Annotated in this window: 19 protein-coding genes; 11 read left to right on the forward strand and 8 right to left on the reverse strand. The window is 47.6% G+C overall.

Translation table 11 applies throughout. The features are described from left to right. Positions 1-19: 19 nt before the first annotated feature. The 3 genes from LLH06_RS02385 to LLH06_RS02395 form a co-directional block, all read right to left on the reverse strand. A complete protein-coding gene (locus tag LLH06_RS02385) occupies positions 20-721 on the reverse strand; it encodes an L-ribulose-5-phosphate 4-epimerase (protein WP_228171662.1) in 702 nt (233 codons plus the stop codon). Positions 722-785: 64 nt separating this feature from the next. Further along, positions 786-2,492 (reverse strand): ribulokinase, encoded by a 1,707-nt coding sequence (locus tag LLH06_RS02390; RefSeq protein ID WP_228171663.1) that lies wholly within the window; start codon positions 2,490-2,492, stop codon positions 786-788. An 85-nt stretch (positions 2,493-2,577) separates the two neighbouring features. Further along, on the reverse strand, positions 2,578-3,285 hold the full coding sequence (locus LLH06_RS02395) for an NUDIX hydrolase (RefSeq protein ID WP_228171664.1): 708 nt from the start codon (positions 3,283-3,285) through the stop codon (positions 2,578-2,580). A gap of 224 nt (positions 3,286-3,509) precedes the next feature. Here LLH06_RS02395 and LLH06_RS02400 point away from each other — a divergent pair, with 224 nt between their 5' ends. The 9 genes from LLH06_RS02400 to LLH06_RS02440 all read left to right on the forward strand — a co-directional run bounded on the left by LLH06_RS02400 (position 3,510) and on the right by LLH06_RS02440 (position 13,009). Next, complete coding sequence (locus tag LLH06_RS02400; RefSeq protein WP_228171665.1) at positions 3,510-4,373, forward strand: beta-1,6-N-acetylglucosaminyltransferase; 864 nt, start codon at positions 3,510-3,512, stop codon at positions 4,371-4,373. A 4-nt stretch (positions 4,374-4,377) separates the two neighbouring features. Beyond that, the gene (locus LLH06_RS02405; RefSeq protein WP_228171666.1) at positions 4,378-4,752 is read left to right on the forward strand and encodes a sugar 3,4-ketoisomerase; all 375 of its coding nucleotides are present in this window, start codon (positions 4,378-4,380) and stop codon (positions 4,750-4,752) included. Continuing rightward, positions 4,749-5,837: a DegT/DnrJ/EryC1/StrS family aminotransferase gene (locus LLH06_RS02410; RefSeq protein WP_228171667.1), complete on the forward strand. Its 1,089-nt coding sequence runs from the start codon at positions 4,749-4,751 to the stop codon at positions 5,835-5,837. Before LLH06_RS02405 ends, LLH06_RS02410 begins: the two co-directional genes overlap by 4 nt. 124 nt (positions 5,838-5,961) lie before the next feature. Beyond that, complete coding sequence (locus LLH06_RS02415; RefSeq protein WP_228171668.1) at positions 5,962-6,693, forward strand: TolC family protein; 732 nt, start codon at positions 5,962-5,964, stop codon at positions 6,691-6,693. Beyond that, a complete protein-coding gene (locus LLH06_RS02420) occupies positions 6,693-8,861 on the forward strand; it encodes an exopolysaccharide transport family protein (protein WP_228171669.1) in 2,169 nt (722 codons plus the stop codon). Before LLH06_RS02415 ends, LLH06_RS02420 begins: the two co-directional genes overlap by 1 nt. 23 nt (positions 8,862-8,884) lie before the next feature. Further along, positions 8,885-10,072: a glycosyltransferase gene (locus tag LLH06_RS02425; RefSeq protein ID WP_228171670.1), complete on the forward strand. Its 1,188-nt coding sequence runs from the start codon at positions 8,885-8,887 to the stop codon at positions 10,070-10,072. 3 nt (positions 10,073-10,075) lie between these two features. Further along, complete coding sequence (locus LLH06_RS02430; RefSeq protein WP_228171671.1) at positions 10,076-10,225, forward strand: hypothetical protein; 150 nt, start codon at positions 10,076-10,078, stop codon at positions 10,223-10,225. 30 nt (positions 10,226-10,255) lie between these two features. Continuing rightward, positions 10,256-11,782, forward strand: coding sequence for an O-antigen ligase family protein (locus LLH06_RS02435; RefSeq protein WP_228171672.1), 1,527 nt, complete (start codon positions 10,256-10,258; stop codon positions 11,780-11,782). 9 nt (positions 11,783-11,791) lie between these two features. Further along, the gene (locus tag LLH06_RS02440) at positions 11,792-13,009 is read left to right on the forward strand and encodes a glycosyltransferase (protein WP_228171673.1); all 1,218 of its coding nucleotides are present in this window, start codon (positions 11,792-11,794) and stop codon (positions 13,007-13,009) included. Here the strand turns inward: LLH06_RS02440 and LLH06_RS02445 are convergent. Further along, positions 12,981-13,748 carry a glycosyltransferase family 2 protein gene (locus LLH06_RS02445; RefSeq protein ID WP_228171674.1) on the reverse strand — a complete coding sequence of 256 codons (768 nt, stop codon included), beginning with the start codon at positions 13,746-13,748 and terminating at the stop codon, positions 12,981-12,983. The genes LLH06_RS02440 and LLH06_RS02445 overlap by 29 nt on opposite strands. A 33-nt stretch (positions 13,749-13,781) precedes the next feature. Then, positions 13,782-14,579, reverse strand: coding sequence for a glycosyltransferase (locus tag LLH06_RS02450; protein WP_228171675.1), 798 nt, complete (start codon positions 14,577-14,579; stop codon positions 13,782-13,784). Between the two features lie 78 nt (positions 14,580-14,657). Here LLH06_RS02450 and LLH06_RS02455 point away from each other — a divergent pair, with 78 nt between their 5' ends. Both LLH06_RS02455 and LLH06_RS02460 read left to right on the forward strand, forming a co-directional pair. Beyond that, positions 14,658-15,992, forward strand: coding sequence for a lipopolysaccharide biosynthesis protein (locus tag LLH06_RS02455; protein ID WP_228171676.1), 1,335 nt, complete (start codon positions 14,658-14,660; stop codon positions 15,990-15,992). A 50-nt stretch (positions 15,993-16,042) separates the two neighbouring features. After that, positions 16,043-16,921 carry a beta-1,6-N-acetylglucosaminyltransferase gene (locus LLH06_RS02460; RefSeq protein ID WP_228171677.1) on the forward strand — a complete coding sequence of 293 codons (879 nt, stop codon included), beginning with the start codon at positions 16,043-16,045 and terminating at the stop codon, positions 16,919-16,921. Here LLH06_RS02460 and LLH06_RS02465 read toward each other — a convergent pair. Genes LLH06_RS02465 through LLH06_RS02475 form a run of 3 tightly spaced genes read right to left on the reverse strand, consistent with a single transcriptional unit; the run spans position 16,913 to position 18,911 of the window. Beyond that, entirely contained in the window at positions 16,913-17,422 is a 510-nt protein-coding gene (locus LLH06_RS02465) for a hypothetical protein (RefSeq protein ID WP_228171678.1), read from the reverse strand. The genes LLH06_RS02460 and LLH06_RS02465 overlap by 9 nt on opposite strands. A gap of 8 nt (positions 17,423-17,430) precedes the next feature. After that, positions 17,431-17,772 (reverse strand): STAS domain-containing protein, encoded by a 342-nt coding sequence (locus LLH06_RS02470; protein ID WP_228171679.1) that lies wholly within the window; start codon positions 17,770-17,772, stop codon positions 17,431-17,433. Then, entirely contained in the window at positions 17,769-18,911 is a 1,143-nt protein-coding gene (locus LLH06_RS02475) for a SpoIIE family protein phosphatase (protein ID WP_228171680.1), read from the reverse strand. Before LLH06_RS02475 ends, LLH06_RS02470 begins: the two co-directional genes overlap by 4 nt.

The following is an 18,911-nucleotide window of genomic DNA, read 5'->3' on the forward strand; positions in this document are numbered from 1 at the left end:
CTCACCGCTCACTCCTCACTTAACTTTGTCCATAATAAGAATCTGGCCCGTGCTTGCGTTCATAGTGCTTGCGGATCAGGGCGTCTTTCAGGCGCGGAGCTTGTGGGTTGATCTGCTCGGTAAGCAAGGCCATTTTGGCTATAGCTTCTAAAACTGCGCTGTTATGCACTGCTTTGGCTGCGGTCTTGCCCCAGCTGAATGGTGCGTGGTTGCCCACTAATACCATCTCCACTTCTTTATGATCAAGGCCCTTGTCGGCAAATACATCCATGATCTGGAAGCCGGTCTTGTACTCGTAATCACCTTGGATGTACTCATCGCTCATTGGAGGTGCACAGGGGATATCCACAGTATTGTAATCGGCATGAGTGGTGCCAAAGATCGGGATGTCCCGTTGCGATTGCGCCCATGCGGTACCGTAAGTAGAGTGCGTGTGGCAGATGCCGCCAACCGTTGGCCAGTGTTTGTACAACACGGCGTGGGTCTTGGTATCTGATGACGGGCGCAGGTCACCTTCAACGGTGTTGCCATCAAAGTCAACGATCACCATTTTTTCGGTCGATAGGTCCTCGTAAGGCACGCCACTGGGTTTGATCGCAAAAACGCCCAGCTCGTGGTCGGCGGCGCTTACGTTACCAAAGGTAAAGATCACCAGCCCCAACTTGGGTAGTTCCATGTTAGCCTCATAGGCGGCCTGTTGTATGTGTGCGTATTTGCTCATTATGCTTGAACCGGAATTTTAGGAATTTATTGAAGTTGCAGAAGTGATCAATAGGTGTGTCGAATTAAGCGGTCGCTTCTGCCTTTTTGTTATTTGCTTTTACCTGTTGCTCGGTGAATTTGCCCAGCGCCAAGTACTGCTCGTAGCGTTTATTGTAAAAGTCGGTGTTTGCTGTGTCGGGGAAATACTCCACGTCGAAACCGCCGCCCATGGCCGCCATCGCATCTTCTACTTTAGGATAGATGCCTGCTACGGTAGCCGCGAACATTGCCGCACCCAAAGCGCAAGTATGTTCGAACTGGTGAATACGGATCGGCATTTGCAGTACATCGGCCATCATTTGCATAATGTAAGGCGACTTTTTAGCCACGCCACCGATACCGATGATGCCTTCTACCGGCACACCTTCGCTACGGAAACGCTCCACGATGTTGCGTGCACCAAAGCAAGTGGCTTCGGCCAATGCACGGAAAACACGTGGGGCATCGCTACCTAAGCCTAAACCGGTAATGGTACCTTTTAACAATTGGTTAGCATCAGGAGTACGACGGCCGTTGAACCAATCGATGGCCAGTTCGGCCTTCTCACTTAATGGTAATGTAGCGGCTTGTTTGCTCAGTTCCGGAATGATCTTATTCAGCATTTCCTCCTTCAAGGCACCTGCGGTTTGCGCATCGATCACTGCAGAGTCGTTCAGCAGGTTTTGGATCGGCCAGGCGATCAGGTTCTTGAACCAGGCATAGGTATCGCCAAAGGCGCTTTGACCTGCTTCCAGGCCGGCCATGCCCGGGATCACGGAACCGTCCACTTGTCCGCAAATACCTTTTACCAGTTTGCCGTCCATATCACGGTTAGGCGCTACCAATATATCGCAGGTCGAGGTACCCATCACCTTGCTCAGGTGATAAGGCTCGATCTGGCCACCAACGGCACCCATGTGAGCGTCGAAAGCGCCTACACCGATCAACACATCGGTGCTCAGGCCTAAACGCTCGGCCCACTCGGCACTCAGGTTGCCGGCCGATACGTCTGATGTGTAAGTGTCTTTATATAAACGGTCAGTAAAGCCATCTAACAATGGGTCAAGACTGGCGAAGAATTCATTTGGAGGTAAGCCACCGAACTCTTCGGCCCAAAGTGCCTTATGGCCTGATGAACAGCGTCCGCGTAACATCTGATCTGCATCGGTACCACCAGTTAGCAGGAAAGGTATCCAGTCGCAATGCTCTACCCATGAATAGATGTTATTTCGAACCTTCTCGTCGGTACGTAAGATGTGCAGTAACTTAGCCCAGAACCATTCTGAAGAGTAGATACCACCTACATATTGCAGATAATTGGTGTCGAACTTGGTAGCATGCTCGTTGATCTCGGCTGCTTCGCGTACCGAGGTATGATCTTTCCAAAGCACGAACATGGCGCCCGGATGATGCTCAAATTCCGGCAACAAGGCTAACGGAACGCCAGCTTTATTCACCGCTACCGGTGTAGAGCCAGTAGTATCAACGGCTATACCTTTTACATTGGCGGCCACATCGGTACCTGCTTTGGCCAGGCAATTCTTGATGGTGGTCTCTAATCCTTCTATATAGTCCAGAGGGTGCTGGCGAAACTGATCTTCAGCAGCATTGCAGTAAAGGCCCTTTTGCCAGCGTGGGTAATAAAATACAGATGAGGCCAGTTCCTTGCCATCGGCAGCGTTCACGATCACCGAGCGCACCGAGTCAGAACCGTAATCAACACCTATCACATATTGAGGTTTATTGGTCATGGTTAGCTGTTTAGCTATTAATTGTTAATTTGACGTTTAATGGGGTAAATGTAGATCTATTTGGTCAGCCGAACAAATAGTTGGTTTAGAAAAATTGCAGGTGCTCAGGGGTGATAATAAGGCTGAATATCTTATAAAGATTCTCTTTGTACTTGTCCTTATTAAGGGTGTAATAGTAAGCCCCTTTTTTCGACCCCAGCTTGTCTTTTTCGTCCAGTTTGATCAATAGCCCGGTCGATAACAGCTTGCGGCTGAAGTTCCTTTTATCAAAGTTGACCTCGTAGATGGCATCATACATGGCCTGGATCTGCGGCAGGGTGAATTTTTCGGGCAATAGTTCAAATACTACGGGGTGAAGGGCCGCTTTGTATTGCAGGCGCTTTTTAGCGGCCTCTACCATCTCGTCATGATCAAAGATCAGCTTGGGTACTTTTTTGATCGGGAACCATTCGGCATGGTAGTCATGGCTAAGCTGCTGTTTGTAGTCAGCTATATCGATAAGTGCAAAATAGGCCACGCTGATCGTGCGTTCGTTGGTATCACGGTCAACAGCGCCGTAAGTGTGCAGTTGTTCCAGGTAAACGCCTTGCAGTCCGGTAAGGCGGTGCAGGATCCTGGCCGATGCATCATCAACGCTTTCGTCCTCCTCAACGTACCCGCCCATCAAGCTCCATTTATGCCTTTCAGGATCTATGGCCCTCTGTATCAGTAGTAACTTAAGTTCAGATCCATCAAATCCAAAAACGATACTATCTATGGCTACAGTAATATGGGGAGCTTTCTTCTTATTCATCAGTTCTATAAAACTTAACGAATGTAATCATTACAGTTCTTAACAAAAAGTTATTGATGCGATCAGATGTTCGAACACGCTTTCTAATCATATCCTAATAAATTCTTGCTAACATTACCCCAAGTGTGGAACACACGGCATTGAACTGGCACGATATTATATTAAAGCTACTAAAAGGTCGTAATTGTTTCGTATAATCGCACTCCTCGATCCGATAGATATTTATGAAAATAGCCCATCTGATCCTGACTTACACCGATCCTAAATTAACGGAGAGGTTGATCAAGGTCTTAGCCCATCCGCAGTTCGACTTTTATATACATGTTGATCAAAAATTTAGCATCGAGCCCTATCTGTACCTCAAAAAATACCCCAATGTTTTCTTCATCAAAGATCGGGAAGATGTGCGTTGGGCAGGCTATAATACGATCAAAGCCACATTCAAATGCATACGAGAGATCGTGGCCAGCGGCATCCAGTACGGCTATATCAACTTTATGAGCGGTCAGGACTACCCTATACGTTCGGCTCAATATATCCTCGATTTTTTTGAGCGCAATAAGGGTAAGCAATTTATTGAATACCAAAGCATTGATAAAGATTGGATAGAGGCGCAGCCGCGTATTAGTCAATACCACCTCACTAACTTCAAATTCAAAGGCAAGCATCGTGTAGAACGAGTGCTGAATATGATCACACCTAAGCGTAAACTACCCAATGATCTGGTGCCTTACGGAAAGGCCATGTTTTGGGTAATGGAGCCTGAGCGTGCGATGTATGTGGTACGATATGTGGAAGAACATCCACGGTTGGACCGCTTTTTTCGTTTTACCTGGGGCAGCGATGAGTTCGTATTTCAAACGATATTAATGAATTCTGCACACCGGAACGAGTTAGTAAATGATGACCTCCGTTACATCGACTGGTCGGGCGGTGGGTCGCACCCCAAGGTATTAGATAAAAGCGACCTTGATAAGATCCTGGCCTCTGACGACCTGTTCATCCGTAAAGTAAATTCAAAAGTGAGCGGCGAACTGCTGGACGCCCTCGATCAACATATTTTAGCTACTCCATCTGCCAAGACCTGATCCCATGGCATACTTAATAGATATTCCCACTTTTAGCGACGAGCGCGGCAACCTTACCGTGTTGGATGATAAGATCCCGTTCCAGATCAAGCGTTTATTTTACATCTACGGGGTCGACAACTCTGCTCGTGGAGGCCACCGTCACCATCAGACCGTGCAAGCCGCCATTTGCATACAAGGACGATGTTCCATCATTAATGATGATGGTGATAAGGAGGAACGTTACGAACTGGATGAACCTCGCAAGTGCCTGATCCTGGAGACCAAGGATTGGCATGTGATGACCGATTTTAGCGCCGATGCTATCTTGCTGGTATTGGCAAGCACGAACTTTGATCCTGCCGACTACATTTTCACACCGTACGAGCACAATTCATGATCGCTTACGAGAATCTTCACGAACTGAATAAGCCTTTTGTTGAGCGTTTCAAACAGGAGTTCGATGCTTTTTTGGATTCAGGTTGGTATATTTTAGGTAAGAGCGTAAGCCGATTTGAAGAAGAGTACGCCGCATGGAACGGTTCGGCATACTGTGTTGGCCTGGCCAATGGGCTCGATGCGCTCACGCTGGCCCTCAAGGCGTATGATCTGGAGCCTGGCAGTGAGGTGATCGTGCCTTCGAATACCTACATAGCCACCATACTTTCTATACTCAATAATGGGTTGGTGCCTGTATTGGTGGAGCCTGATATACGGACCTACAACATCGATCCGCAGTTGATCAAAAAGGCTATAACTCCACGCACCAAAGCGATCATGGTGGTACACCTTTACGGTAAATGCTGTGAAATGGAAGCCATAACGGCTATAAGTAAGCAGCATGACCTGATCCTGATCGAGGATTGTGCCCAGGCTCATGGCGCGGCTTTGAACGGACGTAAGACCGGCACGTTCGGTCACTTTGGTGCCTTTAGCTTTTACCCGACCAAAAATTTGGGAGCTTTAGGCGATGCCGGCGCTGTGACCACTAACAATGCCGAACTGGCTGGTGTGATGCGGCAGTTACGTAACTACGGCTCCAGTGTGAAATATCATAATGAGAGGATCGGTACCAATTCGCGCCTTGATGAATTGCAGGCCGCGTTCCTGAGCATCAAGCTGAAAGCCATTGATGCGATCAATGATCATAAGCGCGAACTTGCTGCCTTGTACCTGCAAGGTTTGAATGATCATGTGATCAAACCGGTGGTTCAGGAAGGATATCATGATGTGTATCACATCTTCAATATCAGGCATGACCGTCGCGATGAATTGAAGGCTCACCTGCTGCAAAAGGGTATCGGTACCGAGATACATTACCCTGTTGCTCCACATCAGCAACAGGCTTTAAGTAAGGCGCTTATCGATCAAGAATTCCCGATTTCGGCGGAGATACATCGCACCACTTTGAGCTTGCCATGCTCATACTGGCACACGCCTGGACAGGTAGAAAAGGTGATCGATGCGGTCAACGCTTTTGGATAAAAAAGCCTATACCGCACAAAAAATAAACCCTAACACTATTTTTGACGTATAAATGTATTTGAGTAATTTCCGCTCTTAAAACAGGTATATTTGCTTGAAGTAATATGCCCGCAAACAACACTTGATGAACAAAACATCTACACTTGTTTTAGTACTGTTACTAAGTGTGATCACTATCTCTAACAAAGTGATGGCACAAAGCTCGATCATACCTGATATCAATGAGGCCTATCTGGAAAAGCTCATTGCTACGGCTAAGGTCAATTATCCGCATTTACGGTCATTGCAAAGCCGTGTGGAGATCGCTAAAGGCAATATCGGCCGCGCCCGGTTGTCATACCTTGACGCATTGACGTTCTCATACGTTTATCAGCCAAAGACCACCTTCAATCTTAACGCATTGCAGCCAGGCAATACCGATGGGTCGTTAGCCGGTACTAATAACCGTACCAGCTTGTTCAGCGGTACGCAGTTCGGTCTGTTCTTTAACCTGGGGTCTTACCTACAAAAGCCATTCGCGGTAAGGCAGTCCAAACAAGAGCTGGCCATTGCCAATAACGAGATCCAGGAATATACGCTTACACTCACCACCCAGGTACGCAAGCGTTATTACCAGTACATACAGCGTTTGGGTGCATTGAAGCTGCAATCGCAAGCTACCATTGATGCGCAGAACGTACTGAAGGATATACGCTACCGTTTCGAAAAAGGGGAGGAGACCCTCGACAATTATAACAAAGCGCGCATCACGCTTGTGCAACAGAACCAGACCAAGATCACGGCCGAGGCCGATCTTTTTTTGGCCAAGGCCGATCTGGAGGAGTTGCTGGGCGATAGATTAGAAAATATCAAATAATGGATCTAAGTAGTTTTTTGAAACTTTTGTTACGGCACAAGTACACGCTTATCGTTGTACCACTGGCAGCCGTGATCATTACTTATTTCCTGGTGCGCAATCAGCCCGATTCGTACATGTCCAGTACGCAGCTAGCCACGGGCATCGTAGATCAAACTCAAAAAGGACTTAACTCGTCAGAGACCTTGCAGGATGCGCAGGTAAGTCAGCAGTTCAGCAACCTGACCGCCATGCTGCGGTCTAAAAAAATGTTAGATCAGGTATCATACCTGCTCATGATCCATGACCTGTCTGAACCTGCGCCTTACCGTAAGCCGAGCAAACTGATGCTTGGGCTCAACGCGAGCGCCAGGGCACATGCATTAAGCTTATTTAAAGAATATTATAGCAAACGACGTTCATTGTCCTTGTTTGACCCTGATCAAAAAGGATTGCATGACCTATTGGCATCAATGAATTACGATGACCAATCTTTATCGAACAAGTTGACCGTTTACCGCGATGGTAACAGTGATTTCATTGTGGTGCAATACGAGTCGGAGAACCCATATATGTCCGCCATGGTGGTGAACGACCTGTGTAAGGAGTTCATTACTTACTACACTTACCTGGTAAAAGAGAACCAACGCAAGGCGGTCGACTTTTATAGCGAACTGTTGCAGAATAAACAGGATACGCTCAACAAACGCCTGGACCAACTGAAAGACTACAAGATCAAGAACCGGGTACTGAGCTTGAGCGAACAGGCAAAATCATTATATGGACAGGTGTCAGATTTTGAGACCCGCCGTGAGCAAGCCGACAAGGATGCGATAGCTTACAAGGCGGCCATTGATAACATTGATAGCCAATTTGACCCAGCCGACCGCCGCTATGTGGAAAGCTCGATGGTGCGCATCAACCAACAATTGCTGAACACACGTACCCAGTTGGAGACCGTGAACGATCAGTACGTACAAAGTGGCTTTGATGAGTCATATCAAAAGAAGATCGACTCGCTTACCCGTGTGATAGCCGGGCAGATCAGTCGTGCGTCTGACAAGTACATCGTTAATCCAATGGTGAACAAGCAGGCCTTGATCCAGCAAAAACTTACCTTGCAGATCCAGTATGATCTGGCCAATAGCAGCAAGTATTCCATACAAAAAGAGCTGGTACGCCTGAACGAACGTTTGACCAAGCTGGTGCCTCACGAAGCAGTAGTTCAGGCGGATGAGAGCGCCATACAGATCGCCCGCGACGAGTACATGGACGTGTTGGAAAAATACAACCAGACCCGCCTGGAATCGAACTATTCGGTACTGTTGAGGCAATTAGAAACTGCCATGCCGGGTGCCGCGCAGCCATCTAAAAAGATGTTGCTGGTGATCATTAGCGGTGTGGTGAGCTTTATGTTCTGTGTATTGGTACTGTTCGTGCTGTTCTACCTGGACAATACCATTAAGGTACCACGCGATCTGGCCAACGCTACCAAGACGCCGGTGTTAGGTTACCTGAACCGTTTAGAAGGGGAATCGCTCAACCTGCGTGACCTTTGGATGGACGGACGTGGCGGGCCCGACGGTAAGAACTTTACCAACCTGATGCAGGCCATCAGATATGAGATCGATGCCGAATTGCATGGCAAAAAGATATTAGTGATCAATAGCCTGGCCAAGGATGAAGGCAAGACCTTTTTCGCACTGAACCTGGCTTATGCTTACTCATTAGTGAACAAACGCGTGTTGCTGATCGATGGCGACTTTACCCACCCAGATATTACCAAAGCGGTAAAAGCTCAATACTTTTTCGAAGATTACTTCAATTGTGGCATGCAGGAAGGTGACCTTTCGGGTGCGTCTACCATTACGGTGCTGGGTAACAAAGGCAAAGATGTGTCCTTGTTCCAGGTTGGGGCCGAGGAGGATGTAAGGCACGAGCTTGATCAGTTGAAGCATATTTACGATATCATCATTATCGAAGCACCGGCATTGAACGCCCTCAACCGCTCTAAAGAGTGGGTGAAGATATCAGATAAAGTGTTGACCGTGCTTAAAGCCGGCCAGGCACTTAAGGAGAATAAAAAAGTACACATCAACTACCTGAAAGGCCTCAATGGCAAATTCATGGGTTGGGTGTTAAATGAGGTAGATAAAGGTAACTTACCGGCAACCGAGCAGCAGGCGTAAACTACATTCATGAACTAACGGATATGACAGTGTTGAATGTGATATGGATAGTGTTTCAGGTATTGATCGGCTACAACCTGGTGCTGCCTATCTTTTTGTATCTGCTCTACAGCATCAAGAAAAAGCCGCAGTTAACACCTCTCGAACCTGCTGAGGCCGATTACGCTATTATTGTGACCGCGTACGAATGGGTTGGCTCTATCCCCGAGGTGGTCAACTCCTTACTGGCGCTTGATCACAGCAACTACCTGATCTATGTGGTGGCCGATAAGTGCGACATCAGTGGTTTGCACTTCGACGATGAACGGGTGATCATTCTACGCCCTGAGGAGACGCTTGCCGGCAACGTGCGCTCGCACTTTTATGCCATACAACGCTTTAAACGCCCACATGAACGCCTGACCATCATTGATAGCGATAACATGGTCGATCCATCATACCTGACCGAGCTCGATAAAATGTTCGCTCAAGGTTTTAAGGCAGTACAAGGTATCCGTGAGGCCAAGAATTTAGATACCACCTATGCCTGTCTGGATGGTGCACGTGATATATACTATCATTTTTACGATGGCAAGGTCCTGTTCGGTGTAGGGTCATCGGCCACGTTGGCCGGCTCGGGTATGGCTTTCACCACCGCGCTGTACCGCCAATGCCTGGAAGGACGTGATGTAAGCGGCGCCGGTTTTGATAAGGTGTTACAGGCCGCCATCCTCAATCAAGACAAACGCATAGCTTTCGCCGAGAAAGCGGTAGTTTATGATGAAAAGACAACGCACTCTGAGCAGTTGGTGAAACAACGTGCGCGCTGGATCAATACCTGGTTCAAGTACTTTAAATACGGTTTTACATTAGTGGGCCGCTCGGTCGGTAATTTTAGCCTCAACCAGTTCCTGTTCGGGCTGATCTTATTGAGGCCACCACTTTTTATCTTTTTGATACTGGCCGTATTTTGCATGCTGGCCAATGTGTTCATTAATGCATGGGGTGTGGTATTATGGCTGGCCGGTTTTGTATTATTTGTGTTGGGCTTTTACCTGGCACTGGCCAAGTCGCCTACCGATGCCAGGATATGGCGCTCATTGGTCAATATTCCAAAATTCATTTATTTCCAGGTGCTGTCGTTGTTGAAGGTTCGTAAGGCCAATCAGCACTCGGTAGCCACACGCGGCTCGGCCGACCCGGTTCCCCCTAATAACAACAACGAAAGATAAGCAGTGAGAACTGATCCTACAGCAAAAGCCCTTCGTGATAATAAGGTAGACCCTGAGGTTCAGGAGCGCATTAACAACGTGACCCGTATCGTGGCCATTGTAGTGGCGTTTCTGAGCACCTTCTTTCTATTCGTTAAGATACTATTTTTGTAAACGATACCACGCAGCAGTTCACACGTATACATGAACGACCTACAAGCGATCATACCCGGCAGTAAACCGAGCGGCGGCCTCAGGCAGCGTATGGTGCGCTTTTTCTTAATCCAAAAGTTGCGTTCACCTGCGGGTATAGCCATCTTACTGGCCGCTGCTGCCATCATAGCAGTAGGTACGGTGAGGTCGGGGGCGGCGTTCGGGGCCTTAATGCTGGTGGGTTTGGGTGTGTTACCGTTGATGAACATCATTGTCAACTATCCTAAGTTCGGTATCATCTTACAACTCATCATGGCCTACTTCCTGTTCATGCTGGGCAGGTGGGGCGTACCCGGACCGATCGGTACCATCATGGATGGAATACAAGCTTTATTGCTATTAGGCCTGATCATCAAGGTAAAGGAGGACGATAATAATTGGAGCTATTTTAAAAGCCCGATAACTACCGTACTGCTGATCTGGTTAGGCTATAACATTCTGGAGTTCGGTAACCCAACCGCCGAATCACGTTTGGCCTGGGTGTATACCATACGTACGGTGGCCATCGTGTTGTTAGGATACTTCGTGCATTTCTACAATATCCGCTCGGTCAGCTACATCAGGCTTATCTTCAAGCTATGGCTGCTCATGAGCCTTATAGCGGCACTATATGCCTACAAGCAGGAGTACATCGGTTTCTCTGATGCTGAGGAGGCTTATCTGCACTCTGACCCCAACATCGCCTCGTTGCTGTTCATTGCTGGGCACTGGCGTAAGTTCTCTACCTTTTCAGATCCGGTGTCATTCTCGTACAACATGGTGATGCCTACCATTTTGTGTATATGCGTAATAGCGGGCAAGTTCAAAACCTGGAAAAAGATCGTTTTGGTGGTATGTGCCTTTTTGTACATGAGTTCAATGCTGTTCTCAGGTACTCGTGGTGCTAACGTACTATTGCCTGCTGCGCTGTTGTTGTTCGCGATACTAAATTATAGCCAGCGTGTGCTGATCTTCACTTGCGTGGCTGCAGTATTTTTATTGGTGCTGATCAACATCCCCACAGGTAACGCCAACATTCAACGGTTCCAAACGGCTTTCAGGCCAAATAATGACGACTCATACAACCTGCGTAAGCAGAACCAAAAACGGATACAGCCTTACATCCTTACGCACCCTATGGGAGGCGGTTTAGGTGCCACGGGCGACTGGGGTAAAAAGTTCGCTCCGGGATCTTTCCTGGCCCACTTCCCGCCTGATAGTGGTTACATACGCGTAGCGGTTGAGGAAGGCTTTATCGGGTTGTTCCTGTTCTGTTTCATGATGTTCACCATCATTAAAAAGGGGATCAACAACTATTACCAAATGCGCGACCCCGAACTCAAGACCTATTGTTTGGCCATGACGCTGGTGGTTTTTGCGTATAATATCGCTAACTTTCCGCAGGAGGCACTGGTGCAATATCCGTCCAACGTGTTCTTTTACCTCGAGGTTGCCCTGATCGAGATCACATTCAGGTTAGATCAGGCCAAACAAAAGGAGCAGGCTGCCCAAAATACCTTAAAAGCAATACCCGTATAACCTACTTATATGAGCAACGCGATCATCCAAAATAAAGACATCATTATTGTAGGTCAGCAGCCATGGGATGTTGAGATCGGCAGTAATTGTAAGAATATAGCACTCGAGTTCAGCAAGCATAACCGGGTATTATATGTAAACTCCCCTTTGGATCGTATCACCTTGCTGCGGCACAAGGATTCGCCCAACGTAAAAAAGCGGCTTGAGGTGATCAAAGGCAAGACCAACGGTTTAGTAAGGCTTGATGAGAACCTTTGGACCTACTACCCCGATGAGATGATCGAATCGGTGAATTGGATCAAGAACGATACTTTTTATACTTTCCTCAATAAATTGAATAACAAGCGTTTTGCCCGCAGTATCAAAAAGGCGGTCAAAGAATTGGGTTTTACCGATTACGTGCTGTTCAATGACAACGATATGTTCCGCAGCTTTTATTTGAAAGAGCTGTTGACCCCGGCCGTAAGCATTTACTACTCCCGCGATTTTATGCTGGCGGTAGACTACTGGAAGCTTCATGGCACCACCATGGAGCCCGAGCTGATCGCTAAAAGCGACCTGTGCGTGGCCAACTCCACCTACCTGGCCAATTACTGCAAACAATACAATAGTAATTCTTTCTATGTAGGTCAGGGTTGTGACCTAGATACCTTTACAGCGTATGATCAGCAAAAGCAGTTCCCTAAAGATGTGATGTATATTCCTAATCCGGTGATCGGTTACGTTGGGGCGCTGCAAAGTATAAGGCTTGATATGGAGCTGCTGCGCTACGTGGCCCGTCAACGACCGCATTGGAGCATCGTACTGGTAGGACCCGAAGATGGCGAGTTCGCTAAAAGTGATCTGCACAGTATCCCTAACATCCATTTCTTAGGCGCCAAGAACCCCGACCTGCTTCCGGCATACATCAGTGCTTTTGATGTATGTATCAATCCGCAGATCGTTAATCAGGTCACGATCGGTAATTACCCGCGTAAGATCGATGAGTATCTGGCTATGGGCAAACCAGTGGTGGCTACCCGCACCGAGGCCATGAGCGCTTTCGCTGATCATGTTTATCTGGGCGAGACCAAAGAGGATTACGTGCAACTGATCGACAAGGCACTTGCCGAGAACAGCGAGACGCTGAAACAGGAACGTATACGTTTTGCAGGCACGCACACCTGGACCAACAACGTGGCCGAGATCTATAGTGCTATTAAAAAAGTACTTCCCACGTATGCTTAACATTGCGGTAAATGGCCCTGATCAGTACAATGACGGGGTTATTGCTTTGCTTTAGATCGCTGCGGGTGTTGGTCATGGTACTTGGCTCATCTGAAGTGTTCAGCTGATCAAATAAGCCCTTAAAATCTTCATAGAACATGGCCTTGCCTTTCTTTTTGATGAAGGACAGGTTCATTAAAAACTCTGTACGGTCGCCTTTTAGTCCTTCGGCATATCGCCCGAATTTTTGGAAAAAGGATGTGCGCCTTAAATGCGGGTGATCGCTGTAAACATGGAACTTGCGGTAACCTGGATACCAGATCTTGAACACCATCTCAGAAAATCCCTTACGGAACGGCTTTAGATACGGATATTTAAAATAAGCGTAAAAGCGTACCACGTCCACATCGGCCCGCTCATCCATGATCTCGATCGCATCGGTCAAATGCTCCGCATAGCCTGGCTTAGGGTCAAAATCTTCCTGAACGTATAAGGTATAGGGGGAGGTCACCGCATCCTGCCCTTTGTTGATGTTGTTACCCAACCCGCGGTTCTGCGGTGTGGTGATGAGCCTGAATCCGTATGCAGGCGCTATCTGTTTCAACCTTTCCTGGTGTTCGGGCTTACTGCCATCATCTGACACTACGATATCGCCAAAACTTATATCCTGTTGCTGGAAGGCCTGCAACAAACGTTCGAGCGACCGGCTGCGGTTGTAATGAGTGATCAGTAAAGTGATGGTAGGAAAATGCGTGGGCATGTCAACTATTGTTGTTGAAGATAAAGGTACGGATCAGTTGTCTTTTTTATATAATACATCGTAGGTCCAGCGAGCCAGTTTGACCTTCAGGTACACAGCACGCAGGGCAAGCATGAGCGGGTTACGGCTTTCGCGCCAGCCGGCACGATCCATGGTACTTGGTTCGTCGCTTGAGTTCTTCTGGTAGAACAGGTCATTGAAGCGCTCAAAAAAGATGCCTTTGCCTTTATTGCGAATGAACGACCGCGCCATGCGGTATTCGGTGATATCGCCTTTCACCCCTTCGGCATAACGCCCGAATTTTTGAAAGAATGAGGTACGCCGCAAATGCGGGTGATCGCTGTACACATAAAATTTAAGATGGTTGCTGGCCCACAACTGAGGCTTAAAGATCATTTGAACAAAGCCCTTACCGTAGGGTTTAGTATATGGATAAGCAAAATAAGCGTAAAAGCGGGCAATGTCCAGTTCGGGGTCGGCCTCAAAATAACCGAGCGCATCTCTAAAGTGATCAATGAACGCTGGCTTGGGTTCAAAGTCCTCCTGAACGTAAAGGGTGTAAGGTGTGGTCACTGCATCCTGCCCTTTGTTGATATTATTGCCCAATCCGCGATTTTTAGGCGTGGTCACCAGGTCATATCCGTAAACGCTCTGCTGATGTTTCAGCACTTCCAGATGCTCTGGTTGACTACCATCGTCAGACACTACGATGCCGCCAAAAGAAAAATTTTGCTGGCTAAAGGTCTCTAACAAACGTAGTAACGACCTGCTGCGGTTGTAATGAGTGATGAGCAGGGTAACATCAGGAAATGATTTTACGTTTACATCCATATCGTGCTAATATGCTAATTATGTGCCGGATCTTTGCAGGCACCATTATTGAAATGCTTGCACTGTTTTCTACGTTAAATGTGGCATAAAGTTATTACACTCATCCAAAACAAACACTTTCTGTCTCTGGCGGGAAACGTGATCATGTCAGGCCTGGCACTGGTCACCATGGTATTCATCTATCATGCCTTGACCGTTGCTAACGCAGGGATATGGGTGTTCTTTCAATCAGTGTTGATATTGGTGGAGACGTTGCGCTCGGGCTTTTTGACCACTGCTTTCATTAAATTTTACGCCGGAGCTACTGCTGAACGTAAGGCCGAAGTGGCTGGCTCGGCATGGTACATCGCCTCGCTGATCACAGGCCTGTTATTGCTGCTCAACTTACCGCTTAGCTTTTTGGTGCCGTATGTTCAGCATGATCAAAGTCTGGTCATGTTCTTTCAATGGTCGGGTTTGTGTTACGTTTCATCATTACCCTGGTTCATGGCCACGTGCATATTACAAGGCGAGCAGCGTTTTGACCGTTTGCTGTACGTGCGGCTGATCAATCAGCTTTCTTTTATAGCAGGTGTAGCGGCGCTTTACTTCAGTGGTGCCATCAGCGTCTATACGATCCTGTACGCGTATATCGGATCCAATGTGATCACCAGTGCATATGTGTTCGTGATGGGTTGGAGCGGATTTACCTGGCTTAAACATCGGAGTAAGCACCATGTTGCCGAGATGTATCATTTTGGTAAGTACAGTGTAGGTACTACTTTAAGCGCTAACCTGTTCCGTACCTCTGATACGTTCATCATCAACTTTATGCTTAATAAGCAGGCAGTGGCTATTTATAATCTTGGCCAAACGCTGATGCAATTAGTGGAGATCCCTTTGCGCAGCTTTGCCGCTACCTGTATGCCCGAACTTTCAGAGGCATATAACCAAAATGATCGTGCTGCCGTAATAAAGGTGATGAAACGGTATACAGGTACCATAAGCGTAGTGCTTGTGCCGCTGGTGATCGCAGGTTGCTTATTAGCGGATTTGCCAATTTATCTGATCGGTGGCGGTAAGTATGTGGGCACCGAAGCAGCGAACGTGTTCAGGTGGTTCCTGAGCTTTGCGTTACTATACCCGGCCGATCGCTTTTTTGCCCTCACGCTGGATGTGATCCACCGGCCTAAGGTCAACTTTTACAAAGTGCTGGTAATGCTGGCCGCTAATCTTTTTTTCGATTGGTTGGGCGTGCACTGGTTAGGGAGTATATATGGCATAGCTATTGCGACATTATTCCCGGTATTGATCGGCACACTGATCGGTTATTATGCGCTTCGCAAGTATCAGTGGTTCGGATTATGGGATGTTTATGTGGCCGGATACCAGCAAGTAAAGGCATGGTTAATGCCCAAGTTTCGAACCGTATAGTTTCTCTTAGCAACAACAATAGGCTACAGTATTGATCAAAGTTTAAAGTAATGAAGATCGCCCATTTGATATTGGCTCACAATAACCCGCAGCAGTTAGAGCATCTGATCGATAGTTTGACCTATGCGGAAGATAGCATCTTCGTCCACCTGGACGAGAAAGCCGATATACAACCCTTCGAACACCTGAAGCAGCGCTCTAATGTCACCTTCATCCATCAACGCGTAAAAGTGAAGTGGGGTGCCTACAGTATCGTACAAGCTACGATCAATAGCTTTGAGCAGATGGTGAAACAGGCCGGTGATCATGATTTTGTGAACTTGCTTAGCGGTGCCGATCTTCCGTTACAGCGACCGCAGGACATACATTCTTTTTTGGAGCTCAATAAAGGCAAGATCTTCATGAGTTATATGCCTATACTGGAGGAGTGGACAGACGCCGTATCGCGCATCGTACATTACCACTTCAATGAGTACGCTTTTCCGGGTGTATACAAGCTGCAAGGCCTGGTGAACAAGATCATGCCGAAGCGAAAATTACCTGATGGTATGGTAGGCGTGGGGCATTCGCAGTGGTTCACCACAAGCATGGAAAGCGTTGGCTATATGGTAAAGTACTGGAACGAGCATCCCAATTTCAGGCGGTTCATCAAACTTACCTGGGGACCAGACGAATTCGTTTTCCAGACCATGTTATTCAACTCACCTTTACGTGCTCAAATGGTGAACGATAACTTACGCTACATTGATTGGAGCGCGGGCGGTGCGAGCCCCAAAACCTTCCAGGCAGAAGATATACCAGCGTTGCTGGTCTCCAACAAATTATACGCACGCAAATTTGATCTGCAGAACCATGGCGAAGTGATCGCGGCGATCGATAAAAAGCTTGCCGCAGATGATCAGCCACGAACCGAATTGATATCAGCTTAGATCAAGCTGAGCGCAGAATATATTTTCAGGATGTTCGAACCGGTAAATGAACTCATCAGCAGCTTTGGTGATGATGAGTAAACCCATATGTTCGCTCAACTCGGTGGCATCTACCTTAAGCGTAAAGTTCTCTTTGCAAAAAAAGTGAACGGTATCCTCTTTTACCACCGCATACAATAAATGCATCGCATCGGCGCTTACCACGATCTGGTCTTTTGGCGCCTGCACATGCTCGATCAGGTTGAACGGGCGACCTTTGTCTCGCTTACTGATAGAAACACACGAAGGTTCTACTTTGATGATGAATTGCGTAAGCTCAGTGCCTGAATGTTTCACGGCGTTGTTCAGCAACTCAGCAATGATGAATTTGCTTCGGAGCATTACGGCGCGCGTTCGGGGGTGCCCGTCAAGCAAAATCTCCATGCGGCCAAGCATTTGCCGGGTGAAAGCGCCAATATTTGACGCCTGGTTATCGAACTCAAAGGTCTCAACGCCTTGCATAATTCAGGTCAGATCTGTGCAGCTTTGCGGGCTTCTTCCTCGCTACTGTATATCTTGAAAACCCTGTCGAGGCGTATCAGTTTTAAAAGATCCTCTATATCTTTTTGCAGGCCCAATAGTACCACATCGGCCTTCATGCTGATGGCGTGTTTCAATGCGGCCACCAGGGCTCCTAAAAAGGAACTGTCCACATAACTCACCTTATGCATATCCACCCATAAACTGCGGCCTTTAGCTTCCAGGAATGATATCAGGTCCTCTTTTACCTGGTCGGCATGGCTTAAGTTAGCTTCAGTAAGATCTACCTGTACGATCAAATGTGTTGGTTCTTCCTTTATCAGGCTTATCATGTATGGGGAGTTTTAAGAATATGTATAATGCTACTATCATCAACCAAATTGGCCGATCGCTGTTTCAAACTTTCTTTTAATTGTGCAAAGGTATACCCATCCTGCAAATGCTGTTGCAATTGTCTGGCAAATGAATGATAATCGCTTTTTTTCTCGTCGCCTACGGCCATGTCCGTAAGTCCATCGCTAAAGATGAACAGCTGATCGCCAGGCAGTAGTGTGATCGGCCGGTCAGAATAACCTCCATCGGCCATGAGCCCTAATAACAGGCCTGACGAATCGATCTGCTGCATTTGGCCGCTGTTTGCCTGGTAGTGTAGCAGCGGAAGATCACCGGCGCCTGCATAACTCATCTCTCCGGTGCGCTTATCTACCCCGATCAGCGAGAGGCTGGCCAGTATGCCACTTAAACGCTCATCATCATAGATCAGGGTATTCATGGTGCGCAGCATCTCGGCAGCGGTATATGCGCCTAACTGGGTACCCATGCGTATGGCCGCGCGTATATAGCTCAAGTAACCAAAGGTATAGAACCAGGCCTTCCATTTTTTGCCCATCACATCGCTCAACACGATGTACACGTGATGTTCGTCAGGCTCAATAAAGTCGATCACATCACCGCCGGGAATGTCCTGGTAGTCTTGGTGCCAAAGGTCAAATTCTAACCCGTTGATCTTCGGTACATGGCCGGTAACTGTCTTGATGTTCAGCGCGGCCACTGTATTGCGGATCTCCAGTTCCGACAACTGCCGCTGCTTATCCACAGTGCGCAGCAGATTGCTCACTTTGGCAATGATCACCTCAATAGGCGTATCCTTGATCACATAGTCGATGGCTTGCAGGCCTAATCCTTTGTAGCGGGTGCGTTCATCATTAACGCCGGTCAGGAAAATAAAGGGTATATCCTTTAAGCGCTCCTCGTTCATGAGCTCACGTCTGAACTCCATGCCGTTACGGCCAGGCATCTCATAGTCCGATAAAATGATGTCGGGCGTATTATGCTGCAGATGTTCTAACGCTTCGGCTACCGAAAGCGCCGTATGGCAGCTAATGCCGCTTTTGGTAAAGGCCTGCTTAAGCAGCTTTAAAAAAAGCGGGTTATCATCAACCAGTAATATGTTCTTCGATCGGGTGGCCAT

It is taken from the genome of Mucilaginibacter daejeonensis (assembly GCF_020783335.1).
GTDB lineage: Bacteria > Bacteroidota > Bacteroidia > Sphingobacteriales > Sphingobacteriaceae > Mucilaginibacter > Mucilaginibacter daejeonensis.

What these genes read in the sequence shown, in the direction of transcription:
- LLH06_RS02385 (WP_228171662.1), bottom strand. Translation starts at nt 721, where the DNA reads ATGAGCAAATACGCACACATACAACAGGCCGCCTATGAGGCTAACATG.
- LLH06_RS02390 (WP_228171663.1), bottom strand. Translation starts at nt 2,492, where the DNA reads ATGACCAATAAACCTCAATATGTGATAGGTGTTGATTACGGTTCTGAC.
- LLH06_RS02395 (WP_228171664.1), bottom strand. Translation starts at nt 3,285, where the DNA reads ATGAATAAGAAGAAAGCTCCCCATATTACTGTAGCCATAGATAGTATC.
- LLH06_RS02400 (WP_228171665.1), top strand. Translation starts at nt 3,510, where the DNA reads ATGAAAATAGCCCATCTGATCCTGACTTACACCGATCCTAAATTAACG.
- LLH06_RS02405 (WP_228171666.1), top strand. Translation starts at nt 4,378, where the DNA reads ATGGCATACTTAATAGATATTCCCACTTTTAGCGACGAGCGCGGCAAC.
- LLH06_RS02410 (WP_228171667.1), top strand. Translation starts at nt 4,749, where the DNA reads ATGATCGCTTACGAGAATCTTCACGAACTGAATAAGCCTTTTGTTGAG.
- LLH06_RS02415 (WP_228171668.1), top strand. Translation starts at nt 5,962, where the DNA reads ATGAACAAAACATCTACACTTGTTTTAGTACTGTTACTAAGTGTGATC.
- LLH06_RS02420 (WP_228171669.1), top strand. Translation starts at nt 6,693, where the DNA reads ATGGATCTAAGTAGTTTTTTGAAACTTTTGTTACGGCACAAGTACACG.
- LLH06_RS02425 (WP_228171670.1), top strand. Translation starts at nt 8,885, where the DNA reads ATGACAGTGTTGAATGTGATATGGATAGTGTTTCAGGTATTGATCGGC.
- LLH06_RS02435 (WP_228171672.1), top strand. Translation starts at nt 10,256, where the DNA reads ATGAACGACCTACAAGCGATCATACCCGGCAGTAAACCGAGCGGCGGC.
- LLH06_RS02440 (WP_228171673.1), top strand. Translation starts at nt 11,792, where the DNA reads ATGAGCAACGCGATCATCCAAAATAAAGACATCATTATTGTAGGTCAG.
- LLH06_RS02445 (WP_228171674.1), bottom strand. Translation starts at nt 13,748, where the DNA reads ATGCCCACGCATTTTCCTACCATCACTTTACTGATCACTCATTACAAC.
- LLH06_RS02450 (WP_228171675.1), bottom strand. Translation starts at nt 14,579, where the DNA reads ATGGATGTAAACGTAAAATCATTTCCTGATGTTACCCTGCTCATCACT.
- LLH06_RS02455 (WP_228171676.1), top strand. Translation starts at nt 14,658, where the DNA reads ATGTGGCATAAAGTTATTACACTCATCCAAAACAAACACTTTCTGTCT.
- LLH06_RS02460 (WP_228171677.1), top strand. Translation starts at nt 16,043, where the DNA reads ATGAAGATCGCCCATTTGATATTGGCTCACAATAACCCGCAGCAGTTA.
- LLH06_RS02465 (WP_228171678.1), bottom strand. Translation starts at nt 17,422, where the DNA reads ATGCAAGGCGTTGAGACCTTTGAGTTCGATAACCAGGCGTCAAATATT.
- LLH06_RS02470 (WP_228171679.1), bottom strand. Translation starts at nt 17,772, where the DNA reads ATGATAAGCCTGATAAAGGAAGAACCAACACATTTGATCGTACAGGTA.
- LLH06_RS02475 (WP_228171680.1), bottom strand. Translation starts at nt 18,911, where the DNA reads ATGGCCACCCGATCGAAGAACATATTACTGGTTGATGATAACCCGCTT.